Annotated in this window: 15 protein-coding genes; 1 reads left to right on the top strand and 14 read right to left on the bottom strand. The window is 74.9% G+C overall.

Annotated elements, in window-relative coordinates; translation table 11 throughout:
• Positions 1 to 43 precede the first annotated feature (43 nt).
• The 3 genes from C7M71_RS03855 to C7M71_RS03865 all read right to left on the bottom strand — a co-directional run bounded on the left by C7M71_RS03855 (position 44) and on the right by C7M71_RS03865 (position 4724).
• Entirely contained in the window at positions 44 to 1057 is a 1014-nt protein-coding gene (locus tag C7M71_RS03855) for a LacI family DNA-binding transcriptional regulator (RefSeq protein WP_111492927.1), read from the bottom strand.
• A gap of 38 nt (positions 1058 to 1095) precedes the next feature.
• Positions 1096 to 4059 (bottom strand): glycoside hydrolase family 2 TIM barrel-domain containing protein, encoded by a 2964-nt coding sequence (locus C7M71_RS03860; protein ID WP_114914167.1) that lies wholly within the window; start codon positions 4057 to 4059, stop codon positions 1096 to 1098.
• 107 nt (positions 4060 to 4166) lie between these two features.
• Positions 4167 to 4724 carry an NUDIX domain-containing protein gene (locus tag C7M71_RS03865; RefSeq protein ID WP_111494280.1) on the bottom strand — a complete coding sequence of 186 codons (558 nt, stop codon included), beginning with the start codon at positions 4722 to 4724 and terminating at the stop codon, positions 4167 to 4169.
• 102 nt (positions 4725 to 4826) lie between these two features.
• Here C7M71_RS03865 and C7M71_RS03870 point away from each other — a divergent pair, with 102 nt between their 5' ends.
• A complete protein-coding gene (locus C7M71_RS03870; protein ID WP_111494278.1) occupies positions 4827 to 5252 on the top strand; it encodes a PPOX class F420-dependent oxidoreductase in 426 nt (141 codons plus the stop codon).
• Positions 5253 to 5299: 47 nt separating this feature from the next.
• On the opposite strand, the gene C7M71_RS03875 is transcribed toward C7M71_RS03870, so the two are convergent.
• The 11 genes from C7M71_RS03875 to C7M71_RS03920 all read right to left on the bottom strand — a co-directional run bounded on the left by C7M71_RS03875 (position 5300) and on the right by C7M71_RS03920 (position 19552).
• Positions 5300 to 8227, bottom strand: coding sequence for an FAD-binding and (Fe-S)-binding domain-containing protein (locus C7M71_RS03875; protein WP_111494276.1), 2928 nt, complete (start codon positions 8225 to 8227; stop codon positions 5300 to 5302).
• Between the two features lie 154 nt (positions 8228 to 8381).
• On the bottom strand, positions 8382 to 8987 hold the full coding sequence (locus C7M71_RS03880; RefSeq protein WP_111493900.1) for a GTP-binding protein: 606 nt from the start codon (positions 8985 to 8987) through the stop codon (positions 8382 to 8384).
• Positions 8968 to 9357 carry a DUF742 domain-containing protein gene (locus tag C7M71_RS03885; RefSeq protein ID WP_111493902.1) on the bottom strand — a complete coding sequence of 130 codons (390 nt, stop codon included), beginning with the start codon at positions 9355 to 9357 and terminating at the stop codon, positions 8968 to 8970. Before C7M71_RS03885 ends, C7M71_RS03880 begins: the two co-directional genes overlap by 20 nt.
• Entirely contained in the window at positions 9354 to 9788 is a 435-nt protein-coding gene (locus C7M71_RS03890) for a roadblock/LC7 domain-containing protein (protein WP_111493904.1), read from the bottom strand. The genes C7M71_RS03885 and C7M71_RS03890 overlap by 4 nt, the downstream gene beginning before the upstream one ends.
• On the bottom strand, positions 9788 to 12172 hold the full coding sequence (locus C7M71_RS03895; protein WP_229758524.1) for a sensor histidine kinase: 2385 nt from the start codon (positions 12170 to 12172) through the stop codon (positions 9788 to 9790). Before C7M71_RS03895 ends, C7M71_RS03890 begins: the two co-directional genes overlap by 1 nt.
• 216 nt (positions 12173 to 12388) lie before the next feature.
• The gene (gene egtD / locus C7M71_RS03900; RefSeq protein ID WP_111493908.1) at positions 12389 to 13363 is read right to left on the bottom strand and encodes an L-histidine N(alpha)-methyltransferase; all 975 of its coding nucleotides are present in this window, start codon (positions 13361 to 13363) and stop codon (positions 12389 to 12391) included.
• 66 nt (positions 13364 to 13429) lie between these two features.
• Positions 13430 to 14182, bottom strand: coding sequence for an ergothioneine biosynthesis protein EgtC (egtC, locus tag C7M71_RS03905; protein WP_111493910.1), 753 nt, complete (start codon positions 14180 to 14182; stop codon positions 13430 to 13432).
• Complete coding sequence (egtB, locus tag C7M71_RS03910; RefSeq protein WP_111493912.1) at positions 14182 to 15552, bottom strand: ergothioneine biosynthesis protein EgtB; 1371 nt, start codon at positions 15550 to 15552, stop codon at positions 14182 to 14184. The genes egtC and egtB overlap by 1 nt, the downstream gene beginning before the upstream one ends.
• Positions 15546 to 16931, bottom strand: a complete 1386-nt coding sequence (gene egtA, locus C7M71_RS31405; RefSeq protein ID WP_229758525.1) for an ergothioneine biosynthesis glutamate--cysteine ligase EgtA — start codon at positions 16929 to 16931, stop codon at positions 15546 to 15548. The genes egtB and egtA overlap by 7 nt, the downstream gene beginning before the upstream one ends.
• A 117-nt stretch (positions 16932 to 17048) precedes the next feature.
• Complete coding sequence (locus C7M71_RS03915; RefSeq protein ID WP_111491117.1) at positions 17049 to 18287, bottom strand: MalY/PatB family protein; 1239 nt, start codon at positions 18285 to 18287, stop codon at positions 17049 to 17051.
• A gap of 140 nt (positions 18288 to 18427) precedes the next feature.
• Entirely contained in the window at positions 18428 to 19552 is a 1125-nt protein-coding gene (locus C7M71_RS03920) for an aldose epimerase family protein (protein WP_111491116.1), read from the bottom strand.
• Between the last annotated feature and the right edge of the window lie 41 nt (positions 19553 to 19593).

Here is a 19593-nt window from a genome sequence, read left to right on the forward strand (position 1 = left end):
GGCGCCCGGTGAGGCGGCCCGGTCGGCCGCGCCCGGCCGGCGGTCAGGCGCCTGCCGGGGCCGGCCCGGTGGAGCCGCGCACCACCAGCTCGGGCTCGAAGAGCAGCTCGTCATGGGTGACCCGGACCCCGGCGATCTCACCGGCGAGCAGCTCCACCGCAGCCCGGCCCATTGCCTCGATCGGCTGCCGCACGGTGGTCAGCGGCGGGTCGGTGCAGGTCATGAAGGAGGAGTCGTCATAGCCGACCACCGAGATGTCGCCCGGCACCGTCAGCCCGCGCCGCCGGGCGGCCCGCACCGAGCCCAGCGCCAGCGGGTCGCTGGCGCAGACGATCGCGGTGACGCCCTGCTGAAGCAGCCGGGTGGCGGCCGCCTGGCCGCCCTCCAGCGAGAAGAGCGCCCGCTCCACCCGGGAGTCCGGCAGCTCCAGCCCGGCGCGCTCGCAGGCCACCCGCCCGGCCGCCAGCTTCCGCCGGGACGGCATATGGTCGGGCGGGCCCAGCACCATGCCGATCCGCCGGTGGCCGAGCGAGACCAGATGCCCCACCGACTGCTCCACCGCGACGGCGTCGTCGCAGGAGACCCGGGGGAAGTCCAGGTCGTCGATGGCCGCATTGAGCAGCACGGTCGGCAGACCGCGCTCGGCAAGCCGCTCATAGTGCTCATGCGGTGAGTCGGCCTGCGCATACAGGCCGCCGAAGAAGACCACCCCGGAGACATGCTGCTGGAGCAGCAGGTCCACATAGTCAGCCTCGGAGACCCCGCCGGCGGTCTGGGTGCAGAGCACCGGGGTGAACCCCTGCTGGGCCAGGGCCCCGCCCACCACCTCGGCAAAGGCCGGGAAGATCGGGTTCTGCAACTCCGGCAGCACCAGACCCACCAGCCGGGCGCGCTCCCCCCGCAGCTGGGTGGGCCGCTCATAGCCGAGGACGTCGAGCGCGGTCAGCACCGCAGCCCGAGTGGAGTCGGAGACACCGGGCTTGTCGTTGAGCACCCGGCTCACCGTCGCCTCGCTCACTCCGACCTTCTTGGCCACCTCGGCAAGTCGTCGCGTCATGGGCGTAAGCGTACGACATTGACCGTAAGTCACTTGCGTCAGCCTTGCGGCTGCCTGCCGGGGAGGACCCCGAAGACCAGGGAGAAGCGGGTCGGCGCAGCTTGCAGCCGGTACGCCGGGAGCACCCCGGGGCCGCAGGAGGCGGACCCCAGTCCATGCTGGGCGTGGTCCAGGGTGAGGTGGATCCAGTCCGGATCCGGCAGCAGGTCGGTGGTGTGCCGGGCGGCGGCCAGTTGCTCGGTGGTCCAGCGGCGGGCGGTCAGCGCGAACTCCGGCTCCCCCTCGATCCGCAGGCCGCCGCTGTTGCGCAGGCCGCCGCCCGCCTCACCGGTGAGCAGGGCGTACCGGACCCCGGCCCGGCTGCCGTTCTCCTGCGGCCGGACATAGGGCGTCTGCAAGCCGTCCACGGTCGACTCCCAGCGGCCGATCCGGGAGGCGCGGCTGCTGTCCGGGTACGCCTCCCCCGGCCCGCCGCCGAACCAGCGCACCCGGCCCAGCGCGGCGGGCACCGCCAGCCGTACGCCCAGCCGGGGCAGCGGCACCGGCCAGTCGCCCTCCGGCTCCACCTCCACGGCCAGCCGCAGCCGCACCCCGTCCGAGGTCCACCCGTAGGCGGTGCGCAGCCCCAGGTCGGCGGCGGCCGGAGCGACCCGGGTGCGGACCAGCAGCCCGGTCTCCACAAGCCGCACCTCGTCGATGCGGTGCCGCATCCGGTGCAGGCCGAGCCGGTGCCACCGCTCGGCCAGCCGGTCCTCGGGGCGGGCCAGCACCATGGCGTCGTTGTCGGTGGGCGCCCGCCAGACGTCCAGCCTGGGCCCCTGCACGGGGAGCCCGCCCAGGGCGGTCAGCAGCCCGTCGGCGGCGTCGAAGGTGCCCGGCCCGAGCCGCAGCGCGGCGCCGTCCCGGCGCGGGGTCGCGGTGGGCCGCAGCGGGGGCCGCGCCGGTGCCGGGGAGGCCGCGAACTGCGCCCAGGCGACCTCATGGCCGGCCTCCGCCCACGCCGTGTCGGCGGCCAGTACGGCGCTGACGGTCCACCATGCTTCCCCCTCGGGCGCCTTGCGGAGCGCCCCCGGGGGCGGCGGCCCCAGCTTGACCTCGGCGCTGCCGCCCGGGGCCAGCGGCGGCACGGCCAGCGGGCCCTCCGCCACGGTCTCCCCGGCGACCTGGTAGCTCCAGCGGAAGGCGAGCAGGCCGAGGTCGGCGAAGTCATGGCCGTTGGTGATCCGCACTCCCCCGGCGTCGCCGCCGAACCGCACCGGCTGCACCACCGCCTTGAACTCGGCCAGCCCCGGGGAGGGGGTGCGGTCCGGCAGCAGCAGCCCGTCGCAGACGAAGTTGCCGTCGTGCAGCTCCTCGCCGAAGTCGCCGCCGTAGGCGAAGAACTCCCGCCCGTCGGGGGTCCGCTGCCGGATGCCGTGGTCGATCCACTCCCAGACGAAGCCGCCCTGGCAGCGCTCATAGGTCTCGAAGAGCCGCTGGTAGTCGGCGAGTCCGCCGGGGCCGTTGCCCATGGCGTGGGCGTACTCGCAGAGCACAAACGGCAGCGCGCGGCGGCGGGCGTCCAACCGGGGGTCGTCCAGCGGCTCCTCGGTGCGCTCCCCGATCCGGCGCACCTCCTCGGGGGAGGCGTACATCCGGCTGTAGACGTCGGTGTGGCGGCAGCTGGGGTCGCCCTCGTAGTGGATCGGCCGACCGGGGTCGCGAGCGCGGATGTGGTCGGCCGCCTCGCCGAGGCCGCGTCCGGTGCCGCACTCATTGCCCAGCGACCAGAGGATGACGCTGGGGTGGTTCTTGTCCCGCTCGACCATGCGGGCGGCGCGGTCCAGCAGCGCCGGGGTCCAGCGGGGGTCGTCCACCGGGTTGCCGCGCCAGCCGGTGTCGGCGAAGCCATGGGTCTCCAGGTCGCACTCGTCGACCACCCAGAGGCCCAACTCGTCGCAGAGGTCCAGGAAGGCGGGGTGCGGCGGGTAGTGGCTGGTGCGTACGGCGTTGACGTTGTGCCGCTTCATCAGCAGCAGGTCGTCGCGCATGGTCGCGTACGGCACGGCGCGGCCGTGGTCGGGGTGCCACTCATGGCGGTTGACGCCGCGCAGCAGGATGCGGCGGCCGTTGACGGTGAGCAGGCCGTCCGCGACGGCCACGGTGCGGAAGCCGATCCGCAGCTCCACCCGCTCCGCCCCGGTGGCCAGGGTGCCCGCGTACAGCCGGGGTGTCTCGGCGGTCCAGGGCTGCACCGGGACGGTGGTGGCCTGCCCGGCGGGCAGGTCGGCGACGCCCAGCTCGGGGACGGTCACCCGGCCGCCCGGGTCGGCGTCCACCCGCAGGGTGCCCAGGCCGGTGCGGTGGTCGTACCCGGCGTGCACAGAGAGGTCGCGGACCCCGCCGGCCGGGCGGTGCAGCAGGGTGACGTCCCGGAAGATGCCGGGCAGCCACCACATGTCCTGGTCCTCCAGATAGCTGCCGGAGGACCACTGGTGCACCCGTACCGCCAGCACATTGCGGGTGCGGCGCAGCAGCGGTCCCGCGTCGAACTCCACCGGCAGCCGGCTGCCCCGGGAGACGCCCAGCTCGGTGCCGCCCAGCCAGACCCGGCAGCAGGAGTCCACGCCCTCCAAGCGGAGCACGGCTCCGCCGCTGTCGCTGTCGGGCCAGTCGGCGGGGAGGTCGAAGACCAGCCGGTGGTCTCCGGTGGGGTTCTCGGTGGGGACCCGGGGCGGGTCGACCGGGAACGGGTAGCGGTGGTTGGTGTACGCGGGGCTGCCGTGGCCCTGGAGCGGCCAGTGGCCGGGGACGGTGAGGTCCGCCCAGCCGGTGTCGTCATAGCCGTCGGCGGCGAAGTGGGCCTGCCCGTCGTGGGCTTCGGCGGCGGCGACGGTGGGCGAGAGCCGGAACCGCCAGCGTCCGCCGAGGTCCAGCCGGGGCGCGGAGGAGGCGAAGGCCGCCCGGGGCGGCAGTGCGCCGCTGCCGGGTGAGCGCTGCTCGTAGTAGGGCAGGGAGGGCATGGTGCTCCCGGTATCGGTGCCGGTGTCAGTACAGACAGGGATGTCAGTGCACGGGGATGTCAGTGCGCGGGGATGTCAGTGCACGGGGATGTCAGTGCGCGGGGATGTCAGTGCACATGGATGTCGGGGGCCCAGTCATGCGGTCCCGGCGGGGTGTTGCCGGAGACGAAGGCGGTGCCGCCCCGGTCGCGTACGGCCAGCGCCGCGCGCAGTCGGCGGACCGTGCCCGGGGAGAGCAGCCGGAACGCCTCCTCCGGGTCGCACCAGCGGAAGTCCTCCAGTTCGTCGGACGGCAGCCGCACCTCGGTGCCGTCCGGGACGGTGCCGCAGTCGAAGACGAACAGCAGCCCGGGGTGGCCCCGGGTGGGGCGTCCGCCGGACTCGCGCCCGTCGACATGCCGGGTCCAGTGCACGGCGGCCAGCCGGACCATGGTCACGGTGAGACCGGTCTCCTCGGCGACTTCGCGGACCACGCACTGCGCGGGGTCCTCACCGGCGTCCACGGTGCCGCCGGGCAGTGACCAGTGGGTGCGGTAGGTGGGCTTCACGATCAGCAGGCGGTCCGACTCGTCGGTGATCACCGCACCTGCGGCGAGATAGGCCCGGGGAAGGGAGGCGAGGTAGTCGTCGACCGGCAGCAGGCGGGGAGGCTCTGGCGTGTCCACCGTCCCAGTGTGGCATCGGGCGGCGGCGCGGCGGCGGACCCGCGCGGGGATGGCCGAGATGCGCGCGGTCACCGGCCCGCCCGGCGGCCCTACGCTGACGCCATGGCAAATGACGGCACCACCGGCGGTACTGGCAGCACCCTGGACCGGCTGAGCGCGGGCAGCTATCTGCTGGTCACCACCTATCGGCGGGACGGCTCTGCGGTGCCCACCCCGGTATGGGTGGTACGGGACGGGGACGCGCTGGGCGTGTGGACGGTGGCGGACTCCGGGAAGGTCAAGCGCATCCGCAACCGGGCGGACGTACAGGTGGCCCCCTGCGACGTGCGGGGCGGGCGCAAGGGCGACGATGTGCCCGGTACGGCCGAACTCCTGGACCCGGCGGCCACCGAGCACTACCGGGCGCTGCTGGCCCGCAAGTACGGCCTGCTGGGCCGGTTGACCCTGCTGGGCAGTCGGCTGCGGCGCGGACGGCAGGGCACGGTGGGCATCCGGATCACCCTGCGCGAAGGGTCGGCCTCGGGGTGATCGCCTCCACCCCGATCGGCCGTTGACGAGCGGCGACCGGGGCCGTGTCAGGGTGCCGTGTCCAGGGCGCGGTGCAGCACCTCGGCGAGGTGCAGGGCGCGGCGGCCGTCGGCGAGTTGGGCGATCTGGGTGCGGCAGCTGAAGCCGTCGGCCAGGACCAGGGTGTCCGGGTCGGCGGCGCGCACCTCGGGGATGAGGACGCGTTCGGCGGCGGCGCGGGAGACCTCGTAGTGGCCGCGTTCAAAGCCGAAGTTGCCGGCCAGGCCGCAGCAGCCGGAGTCCAGCACCCGGTTGTCCAGGCCGAGGGCGGCGGTGACCCGGCGGTCGGCGTCGGTGCCCAGGGCGGCGTGCTGGTGGCAGTGGACCTGGGTGATGGCGCTGCCGGGCAGGGCGGGCAGTTCGGCGGTGTGCCGGTCCACGGTCTCGGCGAAGGTGCGGACCCGGGCGGCGAGGTCGCGGGCGGCGTCACCGTACGCCGGGTCGCGGCCCAGCAGGGCGGGCAGTTCGTCGCGGAGCGCGGTGGTGCAGCTGGGCTCCAGGCCGACGACGGGGATGTCCGGCGGTACGGCGCGGACGGTGCGGCGCAGCACCCGGCGGGCGGTGGTGAGTTGGCCGGTGGTGATCCAGGTGAGGCCGCAGCAGACGGGGCGGTCGGGGATCTCCACGGCGTAGCCCAGGTGCTCCAGTACGGCCACGGCGGCGCGGGCGATGTGCGGTTCCAGGTGCTCGGAGAAGGTGTCCGGCCAGAGCAGCAGCCGGGGCGCCGCCGGGTCGGCCGGGTGGGTGGCGCGGTGGCGGCGGAACCAGCGGGTGAAGGTCTCGGCGGGGAAGGTCGGCAGGTCGCGTTCGGGGGCGATCCCGGCGGCGCGTCGGAGGGCGGCGGCCAGCGCGGGTGAGCGGCGTACCCGGTCGGCGGCACGTGGGGCGAGGGCGGTGGCGCGCAGCCAGAGCGGCAGCCAGCCCAGGGAGTAGTGGGAGGCGGGGCGCAGCCGGCGGCGGTAGTGGTGGTACAGGAACTCCGCCTTGTAGGTCGCCATGTCGACCTGGACCGGGCAGTCGCTGGCGCAGCCCTTGCAGGCCAGGCAGAGGTCCAGGGCCTTGTGCACCTCGCGGGAGCGCCAGCCGTCGGGTACGGCCTCGCCGCGCAGCATCTCGGCGAGCAGCCGCGCCCGGCCCCGGGTCGAGTGGCGCTCCTCCCCCGTCGCCATATAGCTGGGGCACATCACGCCGGTGGAGGTGTCGACGCATTTGGCGACGCCGACGCAGCGGTGCACGGCCTTGGCGAGGCTGCCGTCGTCGTCCGGGTAGGGGAAGACCAGCGGCAGGCGGCGTTCGGGCAGCCCGGCCAGCCGCAGGTCGCGGTCGAGGGGGCGGGGGTCGACCAGGTTGCCGGGGTTGAGCAGGTTCTCCGGGTCCCAGATCCGCTTGAAGCGGGCGAAGAGCGCGATCAGCTCCGGCGGGTACATCCGGGGCAGCAGCTCGGCGCGGGCCTGACCGTCGCCGTGCTCGCCGGAGAGCGAGCCGCCGTGGGAGACGGCCAGGTCGGCGGCCTCTTCCAGGAAGCGGCGGAAGGTGCGGCGGCCTTCGGGGCGGCCGAGCGGGAAGTCGATCCGCAGGTGGACGCAGCCCTCGCCGAAGTGGCCGTAGGGGACGCCGCGCAGGCCGTGCGCGGCCAGCAGGGCGCGCAGTCGGCGCAGGTAGGAGCCCAGCCGCTCGGGCGGCACGGCGGAGTCCTCCCAGCCCGGCCACGCCTCGGCGCCTCCCCGGGCTTCCGGCTGCGAGGGGTCCGGGGGCAGCCGGGTGACGATGCCGGCGCCGGCCTCCCGTACGGACCAGAGCTGCCGCTGCTCGTCCGGGTCGGTCAGCACGGTGACGGTGGCGCCGTGGCCGCGCCGGGCGTCCTCGGCGAGGGTGCGGGCGGCGGCTTCGGCGGCGGCCGGGGTGTCGCCGCCGACTTCCATGAAGAGCCATCCGCCGCCGGCGGGCAGCCGGTCCAGGGCGGGCGGGCGGCGGCCGGCGGCGAGCAGTGCGGCGATCAGGTCGGCGCCCATGCCCTCCATGGTGAGCGGGCGGTGCGGCAGCAGTGCGGGTACGGCGTCGGCGGCGGCCGTCTCGTCGGGGTATCCGGCGACCACCAGGGCCCGGGCGGCGGGGGCCGCGACCAGCCGTACGGTGGCGCCGAGCAGCACGGCGCAGGTGCCCTCGGTGCCGGTGAGGGCCCGGCTGAGGTCGTGGCCGCGCTCGGGCAGCAGGGCGTCCAGGGCGTAGCCGGAGCCGCGCCGGGGCAGTTGCGGAAAGCCCTGGCGGAGCAGGGCCAGGTTGCCGTCGGCGAGCTCCTGGAGGGCGCGGTGGAGTTCACCGGCGCGGCCGGGGAGGCGGCGCAGCCGCTCCCGTTCGGCGGGGGTGGTGGGGCCGCCGACGGTGAGTTCGGTGCCGTCGGGGAGCAGCAGGTCCAGCGAGTGGAGGTTGTCCGAGGTGCGGCCCCAGGCGAGGGAGTGGGAGCCGCAGGAGTCGTTGCCGATCATGCCGCCGAGGGTGCAGCGGCTGTGGGTGGCGGGGTCGGGGCCGAAGGTGAGGCCGTGCGGGCGGGCGGCGGCGCGCAGGTCGTCCAGCACGGTGCCGGGTTGCACGCGGGCGGTCCGCCGGTCGGGGTCCAGCTCCAGCACCCGGCCCAGGTGGCGGCGGAAGTCCAGCACCAGGGCGCCGGGCCCGATCGCCTGCCCGCCGATGCTGGTGCCGGCGCCGCGCGCGACCAGGGGCACGCGGTGTTCGCGGCAGAGCGCCATGGCGGCCCGGACGTCGTCCAGGTCGGCGGGTTTGGCCACACCGGCGGGCAGGTGGCGGTAGTTGGAGGCGTCATGGCTGTACACGGTGCGCTCGGCGGCGCCGAACCGCACCTCGCCGCGGAGTGCGGCGGTCAGCGCCCGCCGGAATGCGGTGTGCTCCTCGGTGGCGGCGGTGCGGCGACGGGTCATGGGGGGCCTCCTGCGCGTCGGCTGCCCGGTCATGCTTGCACACGGGCTGCCGCCTCGGCGGCAGAGCGGAGGCGGGTGCCGGGGCGGCGCGGCGCGGCGCGGCGCGGCCCCGGCCGGGCCGGGGCGGGGCGGCGCGGCCCCGGCCGGGCCGGGGTCAGCCGACCGGTACCGGTGCCGCTTCCTGAAGGGCCATCAGATGGTCGACCAGGGAGAGCAGCAGGTCGCGGGCGTCACCGCGCCGGCGTACATCGACCAGCAGCAGCGGCACCCCCGGGTCCAGGTCGAGGGCTTCGCGGACCTCCTCCGGGGTGCGGTCCCGCACGCCGTTGAAGCAGTTGACCCCCACCACAAAGGGGATGCCCCGGCTCTCGAAGAAGTCGATCGAGGCGAAGCTGGTCTCCAGCCTGCGGGTGTCGGCCAGCACCACGGCCCCGAGGGCGCCGTTGACCAGGTCGTTCCACATGAACCAGAAGCGCTCCTGACCGGGTGTCCCGAAGAGGTACACCACCAGGTCGCCGGTGACGGTGATCCGGCCGAAGTCGAGGGCGACCGTGGTGGTGGCCTTGTCCGCGACCCCTTCCAGGTCGTCGACGCCGAGGCTGGCCCGGGTCATGTACTCCTCGGTCCGCAGCGGCGTCACCTCGCTCACCGAGCTCACCATCGTGGTCTTGCCGACGCCGAAGCCGCCGGCGATCAGCACCTTGACCGCTGCGGGCGCATCGCCCGCGACTGCTCCATGGTCAGAGTCTGCGGAGCCCATCCCTCACCGCCTGAAGAAGTGTTGCGTCCAGTCCGCCCTGGGCGACCGCCAGCGGCGGTCGGGCCGACACCCGGTTCTGGGCGACCAGGTCGCCGATCAGGATCTTGGTCACCGATACGGGAAGGTCGAGTTCGGCCGCGACCTCCGCGACGGCCGCCGGCCGGCGGCACTGCTCAAGGATCGCGCGGTGCTCGGGCTGGAGGGCCCGGGCACCCGCTGCCGATCCGAGGTCCGGGTCAACGGTGGTGATCACCGTGATCAGACTGAGGTCGTCCCGCTCGGACGAGGTCCGTCCACGCGTGATGGTGTACGGCCTGACCAGCGACTCGTCGCCGTCATCGGCTTCGAGGCCGTCCGTCCAGTGGCTCACCCACGTCCACCACCGTCGGCGTCGGCGGAATCGCTCCGCGCCTCGGTGCCGAGCTTCAGTCCGACCTGCTGGACGAGGGTGTGCATGGCCACCGCCATCACCTCGGCGTCGACGTCCTGGGAGGCGACCACGGCCAGGTGGGTGCCACGGCCTGCGGCGGTGACAAAGAGCCAGAGGTCCGCCATCTCCACGATGACCTGGTGCACCGGTCCGCCGCCGAACAGCTCCCCGATGCCCCGGGCCAGGCTCTGCTGGCCGGTGGCCACCGCCGCCAGCCGTTCGGCGTCGGAGCGTTCGATGGTGCGGGACTGGCTGATCACCAGGCCGTCGTCGGAGAGCACGACGGCGTGCCGGCTCCCTGCGACCTGGTCGATCAGGCCGTCGAGCAGCCAGTCCAGGTCATGGTCGGTGGCGGTGGTTCTCGGTGTCATCATCGGTCTTCCGTCGTGGGGCGCTTGACTTCCGGCGGGGTTGCGCCGGTCGCATGGTGGTCGTCCGTGCCACTGCCCGACCGTGCGATCCGGGACTGCCGCTGGAAGGCGCGGATGGCCGGGCCGAAGCGGGTGGGCGCGGTACGCGGGGACGGCGTGTCCCCGGTGGCGGACTGCGGCCGGGCCGCCGGCTCCCTGAGCTCGTCGACCAGGCTGGCCTGGCGCACCCGCCGGGGCAGCGGCCGGTCGGAGCGGGCCGGATCGGCGGCCCCTGCGGTCCCCGTCGGCTCAGCCGGCTTGGCGGTCTCGGGGCTCCCCGCAACGGCGGACATCGCCCGGCCCCGGGAGCGGACCGGCAGACCCGTCGGCCCCAGCTCGGCCACCGCGACCGGGGCGGGCCCGCCGCCGACCGGGACCGCCTCGGGCTCCGCAGCCCCGGCGGCGTCCCCGTCCACCGGGTCCACGACGGCCAGCCGACCGCCGCCCCTGCCGTGGGGCTCATGGGGCGCCGGGGCGCCCTCGGGGGCCTCGGCCACCAGCTCGGCGGGGATCAGCACGATCACCCGGGTGCCGCCGAAAGCGGATGCCCGGAACTCCACCTGGAGACCGAGGCCGGCGGCCAGCCGCGCCACCACATAGAGGCCAAGCCGGGCGTCGTCGGCCCGGGTCATCACATCCATCCGCGGCGGGTCGGCCATCAGCCGGTTCGCCGCCGCGTACTGCTCGGGCTCCATGCCCAGCCCGCGGTCCTCGATCTCGACCACCAGGCCCCGGCCCACCGAGGCGGCCCGCACCTCGACCGGGGTGGGCGGCTTGGAGAACGACGCGGCGTTCTCCATCAGCTCGGCCAGCACATGGACCACCGTGCCCACGGCCCGCTCGGCGACCCAGGGACGGCCCTCGACCTCGATCTGCACCCGGCGGTAGTCCCGCACCTCGCCCTGGGCGGCGCGCAGCACATCCAGCAGCCGGACCGGCTTGCGCCAGCGGCGCTGCGGCTGGCCGCCGCCGAGGATCACCAGGTTCTCCTCGTAGCGGCGCAGCCGGGCGGTCAGGTGGTCGAGGTCGAAGAGGCCCTCCAGCACCTCCGGGTCCTCGTGGCGGCGCTCCATCTCGTCCAGCTTCTTGAGTTGCAGGCCGATCAGCAGCTGGGTGCGGCGGGCGATCCGCTGGAGCAGCCGCTCGAAGCCCCGGTGCTGCGCGGCCTGCCGTACGGCGGTCTCCACCGCGCTGCGCCGGGCCTGGGCGAGGGCGTCCTCCAGCTGGCCCAGCTCGTCGCTGCCGCGCGGGGTCTCGCGGGTCTCGGCGGCGAGGTCGACGCTCTCGCCCGCGCTGAGCCGGTCGACCAGCTCGGGCAGGGTGGTCTGGGCCTGCCGGGCGTCGTCGCGCAGCGAGAAGATCCGCCTGCGCAGCGATCCGGTGAGCCGCACGCTGACCAGCACCACCAGCAGCACCCCGGCCAGGCCGACGGCACCGGTGGTGATCAGCCGCATCTGGAGGGCGTGCACGGTGTTGTCGCCGACCTCGGCGACGGCCAGGGTGCGGCTCTGGAGCAGTCGCTGAAGTGTGGGGGTGACCTGGTCGACGCTCTGCCGCCACTGGGTGAGGGTCGACGGCGGGATGGCCACTGTGCCGCCCCCGGCGGGGCTGAGGTGCACCAGTGTCCGCTCGATGGCGTCCTTGCCCTGCCAGGCGGTGCCCTCGGTCAGGTCGCTGTACACCAGCGCCTCGGCCTCGTCGAGGTACGGGGCGACCTTGCTCTCCAGGGCGAACTGCTGGGCACCGATCCACCCCACCAGCTGCTGGTGCTCCTCGACGTCGAGTCGGCGGCCCTCGGCCCGGGCGAGCAGCGCGTCCTCGCGGGAGAGCATCTCCTTGGCCCAGAAGGCGTCGACCAGGGTCCTGGAGAGATAGCTGACCTGGCCGTTGTCCACATTGCTGAGCGCGGTGAAGAGGCGCAGGTCGGTCTCGATCAGACCGGTGTAGTAGGCGAAGGTCACCTGCTGGCTGGCCACCCGGCGGTCCACGCCGTCCCGGAAGCCGGACAGCCGCTCCATCTGGTCGCGGGCGTCGGCGACGGCGAAGCGCAGCTCCTCGGGGGCGTCGCCCGCCTCGATACCGGAGAGGGCCTGGAAGGACCGCACCGCCTGGTCGGTGCGGTCCCGCTGGTCGGTCAGCGCCTTTCGGGAGGCGGCGGGGTCGGCCAGCACCTCGGCGCTCAGCCGGCGCTCCTCCTGGAGGTTGTCGTACACCAGGGTGGACGGCAGTCCGGCGCGGTGGGAGAGGGCGCTCTGCGCCTTCTGCTCCCGCCAGTCCGCGTAGAGCCGTTCGGAGCTGACGGTCCACAGGGCGACCATGGCGATGCTGGGGACCAGTGCGAGCACCAGCAGGACCGTCCGGAGTGATCCGAGCCATGGCCGGCCTGGTCTTCGGGCGGGCCCGTCGGATGCAGCTGTACGCAGCGCCATGTCTCCCCAGCAGCGGTCGCCTGACACCGGCCGCTTCTGACGTGCGGCCGGATGACGAGCGATACTAGCCACACAAGGTCAGGAGTGAAACGGGCGAGCGGAATGTCCGGCACCGTCAGTTTCGGCGGACGGCTATGCGGGCACCGCGAGCGAGAGCCCGAACCGGTCCTCCGGGTCGGTCCACCAGTGGGCGAGGGTCAGGTCGGCGGCGGCCAGTTCCGCCGTGATCCCACGGCGGCGGAACTTCGCGGAGACCTCGGTGCGCAGCTCCTCGCCGGCGCCGAAGGGGACGACCAGGTCCAGGGCGCGGATCTTCACGGCCTGCTCGCGGCGGGAGCGCAGCCGCATCTCGATCCACTCGCTGGCGGCGTTCCAGCGGGCGAGGTGCTCGAAGGCGGCGGGGTCGAAGTCCGCGTCCAGTTCGCGGTTGAGTACGGTCAGCACGTTCTTGTCGAACTCGGCGGTGACACCGGCCGCGTCGTCGTAGGCGGCCACCAGCACGGACGGGTCCTTGACCAGGTCGGTGCCGAGCAGCAGCGCGTCGCCGGGGGCCAGTTGGGCGCGCAGCCCGGCGAGGAAGCCGGCCCGCTCGTCGGGCAGCAGATTGCCGAGGGTGCCGCCGAGGAAGGCGATCAGGCGGGGGCCCTGGGAGGGCGGGAGGTCCAGCGTCGCGGTGAAGTCGGAGACCACCGCGTGCACGGCGAGGCCCGGGTACTCGGCGATCAGGGCCCGACCGGCGTCCAGCAGGGCGGTGTCGCTGACGTCCACCGGGAGGTAGCTCTCCAGGGTGCCCAGGTCGCGCAGCGCGTCCAGCAGCAGCCGGGTCTTCTCGGAGGAGCCGGAGCCCAGCTCGACCAGGGTGCGGGCGCCGGTGGCCTCGGCGATCTCGGCGGCGCGGGCGGTGAGGATGGCCCGCTCGGCCCGGGTGGGGTAGTACTCGGGCAGCCGGGTGATCTCCTCGAAGAGTTCGCTGCCGCGTGCGTCGTAGAACCACTTGGGCGGCAGCCACTTGGGATCGGCGGTGAGGCCGTGGAGCACGTCGTGGCGCAGCGCGGCGCTGAAGTGGTCGGCGGGCAGCAGGCGGGTCAGGTCGAACGGAGTGGCCATGGCGGGGCGTCCTCTCGCGCGGTGGACGGTGGTGGGTGGAGTGGGCGTGCGTCGCGCGCCCGCCGCTCAGCCCGGCGGTCCCGCCAGCGGGCGGACGGTGACCGCGTCGGCGGTGGCCAGCAGCAGCGAGCCGTCGGGGACCGGTGTCCAGCCGGGGAGGTCGTCCCCCGGCTCCGAGGCGACCAGGGCGCAGCGGCCCGGCTCCAGCCGGTGGAAGAGGGTGTCGCCCCAGGTGGTGGCGGCGATCAGGGTGCCGTCGGTGAGCAGCAGGTTGAGCCGGGCGTCGGCCCGGGCGGCGATGTCCCGTACGGTGGCGGCCAGCGCCTCGCCGGGTGCGGCGCCGTCCCGCAGCCGCCGCAGCACCAGGGCCCAGACCAGTGCGGAGTCGCAGCGGGCCTCCAGCGCCAGCAGGTCGGCGGGCGGCAGGGTGGCGGCGAGGTCGGCGAAGGCTGCGGGCCAGCCGGGCAGTGCGCCGTTGTGGCTGAAGAGCCACTGGTCGGCCGCGTACGGGGCGGCGGCGGCCTCGCCGGGGGCGCAGCCGTCGGTGGCGGACCGTACGGCGGCCAGCAGGGCGCGGGTGTGGACCACCCGGGCCAGGTCGGCGAAGGAGGGGTCGGCCCAGATCGGGCCGGAGCGGCGGTAGCGGGCGGGCACCGGGTCGCCGTCGGCGTACCAGCCGATGCCGAAGCCGTCGGCGTTGACGGTGCCGTACTTCTGCATCCGGGGTGCCCAGGACTGCTGGTGCAGCCCGTACGGGGGGTCGGTGACCAGCGCGCGGATGGTCCGGGGTGGGCCGACATAGGCCAGGTGGCGGCACATCAGGCGGCCCCCGCAGCGGTCCGGCCGGGGCGTGGTTCGGCGTCGCGGGCGGTGCGGAAACCGGCGAAGATCTGCCGCCGGACGGGGTAGTCCCAGTTGCGGAAGGTGGCGCGGCCGACGACCGGCGCCACGGCGAAGGAGCCGCCGCGCAGCACCTTGTGGTCGCTGCCGAAGAACACCTCGGAGTACTCCCGGTAGGGCCAGGCACGGAACCCGGGGTAGGGGGTGAAGTCGCTGCCGGTCCACTCCCAGACGTCGCCCATCAACTGCCGGGCGCCGTAGGCGGAGGCGCCGGCCGGGTAGCTGCCGGCGGGTGCCGGGCGCAGATGGCGCTGGCCGAGGTTGGCGTGGGCGGGGGTGGGGTCGGCGTCGCCCCACGGGTAGCGGCGGGTGCGGCCGGTAGCCGGGTCGTGGCGGGCGGCCTTCTCCCACTCGGCCTCGGTGGGCAGCCGCCGCCCGGCCCAGCGGGCGTAGGCGTCGGCCTCGTACCAGGAGACATGGACCACCGGCTCGTCGGCGGGCACCGGCTCGGTGGTGCCGAAGCGGCGGCGCAGCCAGGTGGCGCCGTCCCTGGACCAGAAGAGCGGCGCGGTGAGGCCGGCCCGCTGCCGGTGCTGCCAGCCCTCGGCGGTCCACCAGCGGGGGTCGTCATAGCCTCCGTCGGCGATGAAGCGCTGGTAGGCGCCGTTGGTGACCGGGACGGTGTCCAGGAAGAAGGCGGGGACGTGCACGAGGTGGGCGGGGCGTTCATTGTCCAGCGCCCAGGGCTCGCCGGCCGCGCCCATGGTGAAGTCGCCTGCGGGGATCAGGACTTCGGCGGGCAGCGCGGCGGCGTCGCCGGGGGCGGGGGCGGGCGGCGGGTCGGCGAGCACCGGGGGGCCGTGGCGCAGCTGATGGGTGATCAGCATGGTCTCGTCATGCTGCTGTTCATGCTGGGCGATCATCCCGAAGGCGAAGCCGCCGCGCAGCAGTCCGGTGCCGTCCAGCGCGGTGGTCTCCAGCAGGTCCAGCACCCGGCCGCGTACCTCGTGGGTGTAGGCGCGGGCCTCGGCGGGCGGCAGCAGCGGGAGGGAGGGGCGCTCGGCGCGGGGGTGCTCGAAGGCGTCGTACAGCGGGTCGATCTCGGGGTGCAGGGGGTCGCGGCCACCGACGTTGCGCAGCAGCCAGAGCTCCTCCTGGTTGCCGATGTGGGCGAGGTCCCAGACCAGCGGCGACATCAGCGGGGAGTGCTGGGCGACCAGGTCGGGTTCCTCGACGCAGCCGGTGAGGGCGGCGGTGCGCTCACGGGCGGCGAGCAGTTCGGCGGCGATGCGCTCGCGCAGGGCGTCGCCCGACGTTCCGGGGCCGGGTGCGGTGTCGGTGTTCAGCACGGGGCGGTCTCCTGCGTCGTCGCGGGGTCGGTGCCGGGGCGGGTGCGGGTGCCGGCGGACGTGCGGCCGGCCAGGGCGTCCAGCTGGTCGTCGGCGGGGCACCGGCCGCGGCCGGGGTAGCGGTCGGCGAAGGCCGCCACCGCGTGGCGCAGCGCGGCGGGCGCGCCGAGGCGGGGCAGTGCCTCGTCGGCGGCGGCGAAGCAGGCCACGGCGGCGCGGCGCAGGTCGGGGTCGGCCACCGCGTGGGTGGAGGCCCTGGTCCACAGGGTGCCGCGCGGGCCGGGCAGGTCCCGGTCGGGGTCGGCGAGGGGTTCCAGGGCGGCCAGCGCGGCGTCGGCGGCGCGGTCGTCGTCCAGCAGCGCGGTGACCAGGGCGGTGGGGATCAGCCAGCCGTCGTCGGGCTGGGCGTCGATCATGCGCAGTTCCAGGTGGCCCTGCGGGCGCACCGGCGGGAAGAGCGTGGTGAGGTGGTAGTCCAGGTCGTCCAGGGTGGCGGGGCGCTCTCCGGCGCCGCGCAGCCAGTCGCGGAAGGTCAGTCCGCCGGGGGCCGTCCAGGGGAGGCCGTCGCCGCGCCGTACGCAGAGCAGTTCGGCGTCCAGCACATAGCGGGCCCATGCCTGGCGGGGGTCGTCGGCCAGCGGGGTGGGGGCGAGGCTGCGGCTGGGGTCCACCCGCTCCCAGACGGCCTGCCGGGTGGAGCGGCGTCCGGTGGGGCGGCCGTCCAGCAGCGGGGAGTTGGCGAAGGCCGCCACCAGGACCGGGCCGAGCAGATGCAGCAGCCGCCAGCGGTCGCGGAAGCCGCGCGAGCCGGGGCCGTCGGTGCCGGCGTCCAGGCAGACCTGCACGGAGGCGCTGGCGCACATCATGATCTTGCCCCAGGGGCCGCCGCGGCCGAAGAACTCCTCCATGGCCGCGTAGCGGGGGCCGTGCACCACCACCCGGCGTTGGCGCGGATAGGGGTCGGTACCGAGACCGACCAGGCTCAGGCCACGGGCGGCGAAGGCGGTGCGGAGGGCGCCGAGGTCGCGCAGCGTGGTCTCGGCGCAGTCGGTGAGGGAGTCGGCGGGCGGGGAGCTGAGCTCGACCTGTCCGCCTGGTTCGCGGGTGATGCGGGACCCTGCCGGGAGGGTCGGATCGGGCGGCCGGAGGCCGAGGGCCTCGACGGCGGCGTCGATGCGGGCCGGATCCACGGGGGCGTCGGGGTCGCGGGCGTCCTGGACCAGCCATTCCAGTTCGACACCGACCCGCCTCGGTGGGCCGATCTTGAAACAGATGGAGGCCACATACGCCTCCGCCCGCGACTCGGTCAGCGGGGTCACGGTCGGCGGTGCCTGCGGTTGCCCGGTGTCGGTCTGTATCGGGGGGCGTACGGGTTTCACGCGGATCACCGTCCCTCGGTCCCTCGGTGCCTTTCTCGCTCTTACGGCCCGGGGCTCCCTGCCCAGTCTGCACCGAACCATGCGGAGACGGCGGTTAACCGCCCGGCGGCCGGGGGATCAGCGCAGGTCGGGCGGGACCGGACGGCCGCCCTCCGGATCGGCCGACCGGGCCAGGCGGTCCAGCGCCTCGGCGAGGCGGCGGCGGGGCAGGGCGTAGTTCAGCCGCAGGAAGCCGCGTCCGGCGGACCCGAACCCCGCGCCGTCCTGGAGCCCGAGGCCGCAGCGGTCAAGCAGCAGCGCGCGGGCCCGGTCGACGGGCAGGCCCAGCGCGGTGGCGTCCAGCCAGAGCAGATACGACGCCTGCGGCGGGGAGGGCACCGCACGCGGAGCCAGTCGGCGCAGCGCGTCCACCGCCAGGTCGCGGTTGCCCGCCAGGTATGCCAGCAGCCCGTCCAGCCAGGCGCCGCCGTGCTCCAGGGCGGCGCGCTGGGCCACCTGGGTGAGCAGGCCGCCCTCCCAGAGGCCGTAGCCGGCCATCACCTCCCGCAGGCGCGCCCGCAGTACGGGGTCGGGGACCAGGGCGAAGGCGCTGGGCAGTCCGGTGGTGTTGAAGGTCTTGCCCACCGAGTGCAGGGTGACGGTGGCGGGCGCGAGGTCGCCTGCGGCCTCCACCGCCACCGGGTGGCGGTGCCCGGGGTGGACCAGGTCGGCGTGCACCTCGTCGGAGATCAGCACCCCGCCGCTCTCCGCCGCGACCTCCGCCAGCGCCCGGATCGCGGACCGCTCCCAGACCCGGGCGGTCGGATTGTGCGGGCTGCTCAGCAGTACGGCGGTGAGCGGCCGGCCGCCGTACCGGGCGAACTCCGCCACCGGCAGCCGGTAGCCGTCCTCCTCCAGGGCCAGCGGCACCTCCCGGTACGGCAGCCCGGCGGCCCGGCAGGTGGGGGCGAAGCCGCCGTACTCGGGGGTGGGCAGCAGCACCGGACCGGGTGGGCCGGTACGTCCGGCGCGCAGCGCCTCCAGCAGCAGGCGGATGGCGGTGCGCGGCCCGAACGGCAGCAGCAGCACCCACTCCGGGTCGACCGCCGCGCCGTGCCGGGTCCGGTACCAGGCGGCGACCAGCTCACGGCCGCCCGGGTCGCAGACCGTGTAGCCCAGCGCCGGATGGGCGACCCGGGCGGCCAGCGCCTCGGCGACGGCGGGCGGGCCGGGCAGGTCCATGTCGGCCAGCCCGAGCGGGATCCGCCCGGGGTCCGGGTCGGCACCGGCGCTCAGCCACTTGCTGCTGCCGGTGCCGGACCGGTCGAAGGGGCGGTCGAAGAAGCTGTCCCAGGGGGCAGGGGTGGCGGCGTCCACGGCTCCTCCGCATGCTCGGGCGTCTGAAATGCTCGGGCGTCTGGGTGCTCGGGCGTCTGGAACGTCAGGGCCGGACCGCCTCGGTGATGAGCGGCCGGCAGCCCCACCCGGCGGCGACGGCGGTTCCGCCAAGGCTTCCGCTACGGCTCCCGCGAGGCGACGCCCGGGCGGAAGACCGTGGTGGAGCGGAACTCACCGCCGGGGCGGAGCACGGTGGAGGGGTAGTCCGGGTGGTTGGGCGAGTCGGGGTGGTGCTGGGTCTCCAGGGCGACACCGCTGTACGGCGTGTAGGCCGTCCCGCCGAAGCCGGTGACCCGGCCGTCGAACGTATTGCCCGTGTAGACCTGGATGCCCGGCTCGGTGGTGCGGACCTCCAGGGTGCGCCCGGTCGCCGGGTGGTGCAGCAGCGCGGCGCGGGCCGGGGCGCCGTCGGCCGGGCGGGGGCGCAGCACCCAGTTGTGGTCGTAGCCGTCGGCCTGCCGCAGCTGCGGGTGGTCGTCGCGGATGCGCTCGCCGATCCGCCGGGCCGAGGTGAAGTCGAACGGGGTGCCCGCCACCGGCTCGTAGGGGCCGAGCGGCACCATCCGGTCGTCGACCGGGGTGTAGTGGTCGGCGTCAACGGTGAGGTGGTGCCCGAGGACGTCGCCGGTGCCCTCGCCCGCGAGGTTGAAGTAGGCGTGGTTGGTGAGGTTGACCACGGTGGGGCGGTCGGCGGTGGCGTGGTACTCCACGGTCAGGGCGCCGTCCGCCCCGAGGGTGTACGTGGCGGTGGCGTCCAGCGCGCCGGGGAAGCCCTGGTCGCCGTCGGGGCTGTGCAGGCTGAACCGCACGGCGGCGCCGCCGGGGGCGGCGGGCACCTCCTCGGCCTGCCAGACGCGGTGGGCGAAGCCGTCCGGGCCGCCGTGCAGGGTGACGCCGCGTCCGGTGGGGGCCACGCGGTGCTCGGTGCCGTCCAGGGTGAAGCGGCTGTCGGCGATGCGGTTGGCATAGCGGCCGACGATGGTGCCGAAGTGGCGCGCGGGGCCGAGCACCGTGGCGAAGTCGTCGCTGCCCAGCACGACGTTGACGTGCCGTCCGTCGCGGTCGGGCGTCTGCCAGGTGTGCAGGGTGGCGCCCAGGGTGAGGACGGTGGCGGTGACAGCGTTGTCGGACCGAAGGGTCCAGCGTTCGACCGGCGTACCGTCCGCGAGGACCGCAAAGGTCTCGGACCGTGCTCCGGGGGTACCTGCCTGGTCCGGGTGCCGCTGTGGCGGGGCCGCCGTCATCCTCTGCTCCTCACTCACAGGTCGCGATGGCCTGTTGCTTT

Source organism: Peterkaempfera bronchialis (genome assembly GCF_003258605.2).
GTDB lineage: Bacteria > Actinomycetota > Actinomycetes > Streptomycetales > Streptomycetaceae > Peterkaempfera > Peterkaempfera bronchialis.

Coding starts and splice junctions, on each gene's coding strand:
- egtC (WP_111493910.1), bottom strand. CDS start 14,182: ATGTGCCGCCACCTGGCCTATGTCGGCCCACCCCGGACCATCCGCGCG.
- C7M71_RS03890 (WP_111493904.1), bottom strand. CDS start 9,788: ATGACACCGAGAACCACCGCCACCGACCATGACCTGGACTGGCTGCTC.
- C7M71_RS03880 (WP_111493900.1), bottom strand. CDS start 8,987: ATGGGCTCCGCAGACTCTGACCATGGAGCAGTCGCGGGCGATGCGCCC.
- C7M71_RS03875 (WP_111494276.1), bottom strand. CDS start 8,227: ATGACCCGTCGCCGCACCGCCGCCACCGAGGAGCACACCGCATTCCGG.
- C7M71_RS03870 (WP_111494278.1), top strand. CDS start 4,827: ATGGCAAATGACGGCACCACCGGCGGTACTGGCAGCACCCTGGACCGG.
- C7M71_RS03920 (WP_111491116.1), bottom strand. CDS start 19,552: ATGACGGCGGCCCCGCCACAGCGGCACCCGGACCAGGCAGGTACCCCC.
- C7M71_RS03855 (WP_111492927.1), bottom strand. CDS start 1,057: ATGACGCGACGACTTGCCGAGGTGGCCAAGAAGGTCGGAGTGAGCGAG.
- egtD (WP_111493908.1), bottom strand. CDS start 13,363: ATGGCCACTCCGTTCGACCTGACCCGCCTGCTGCCCGCCGACCACTTC.
- C7M71_RS03860 (WP_114914167.1), bottom strand. CDS start 4,059: ATGCCCTCCCTGCCCTACTACGAGCAGCGCTCACCCGGCAGCGGCGCA.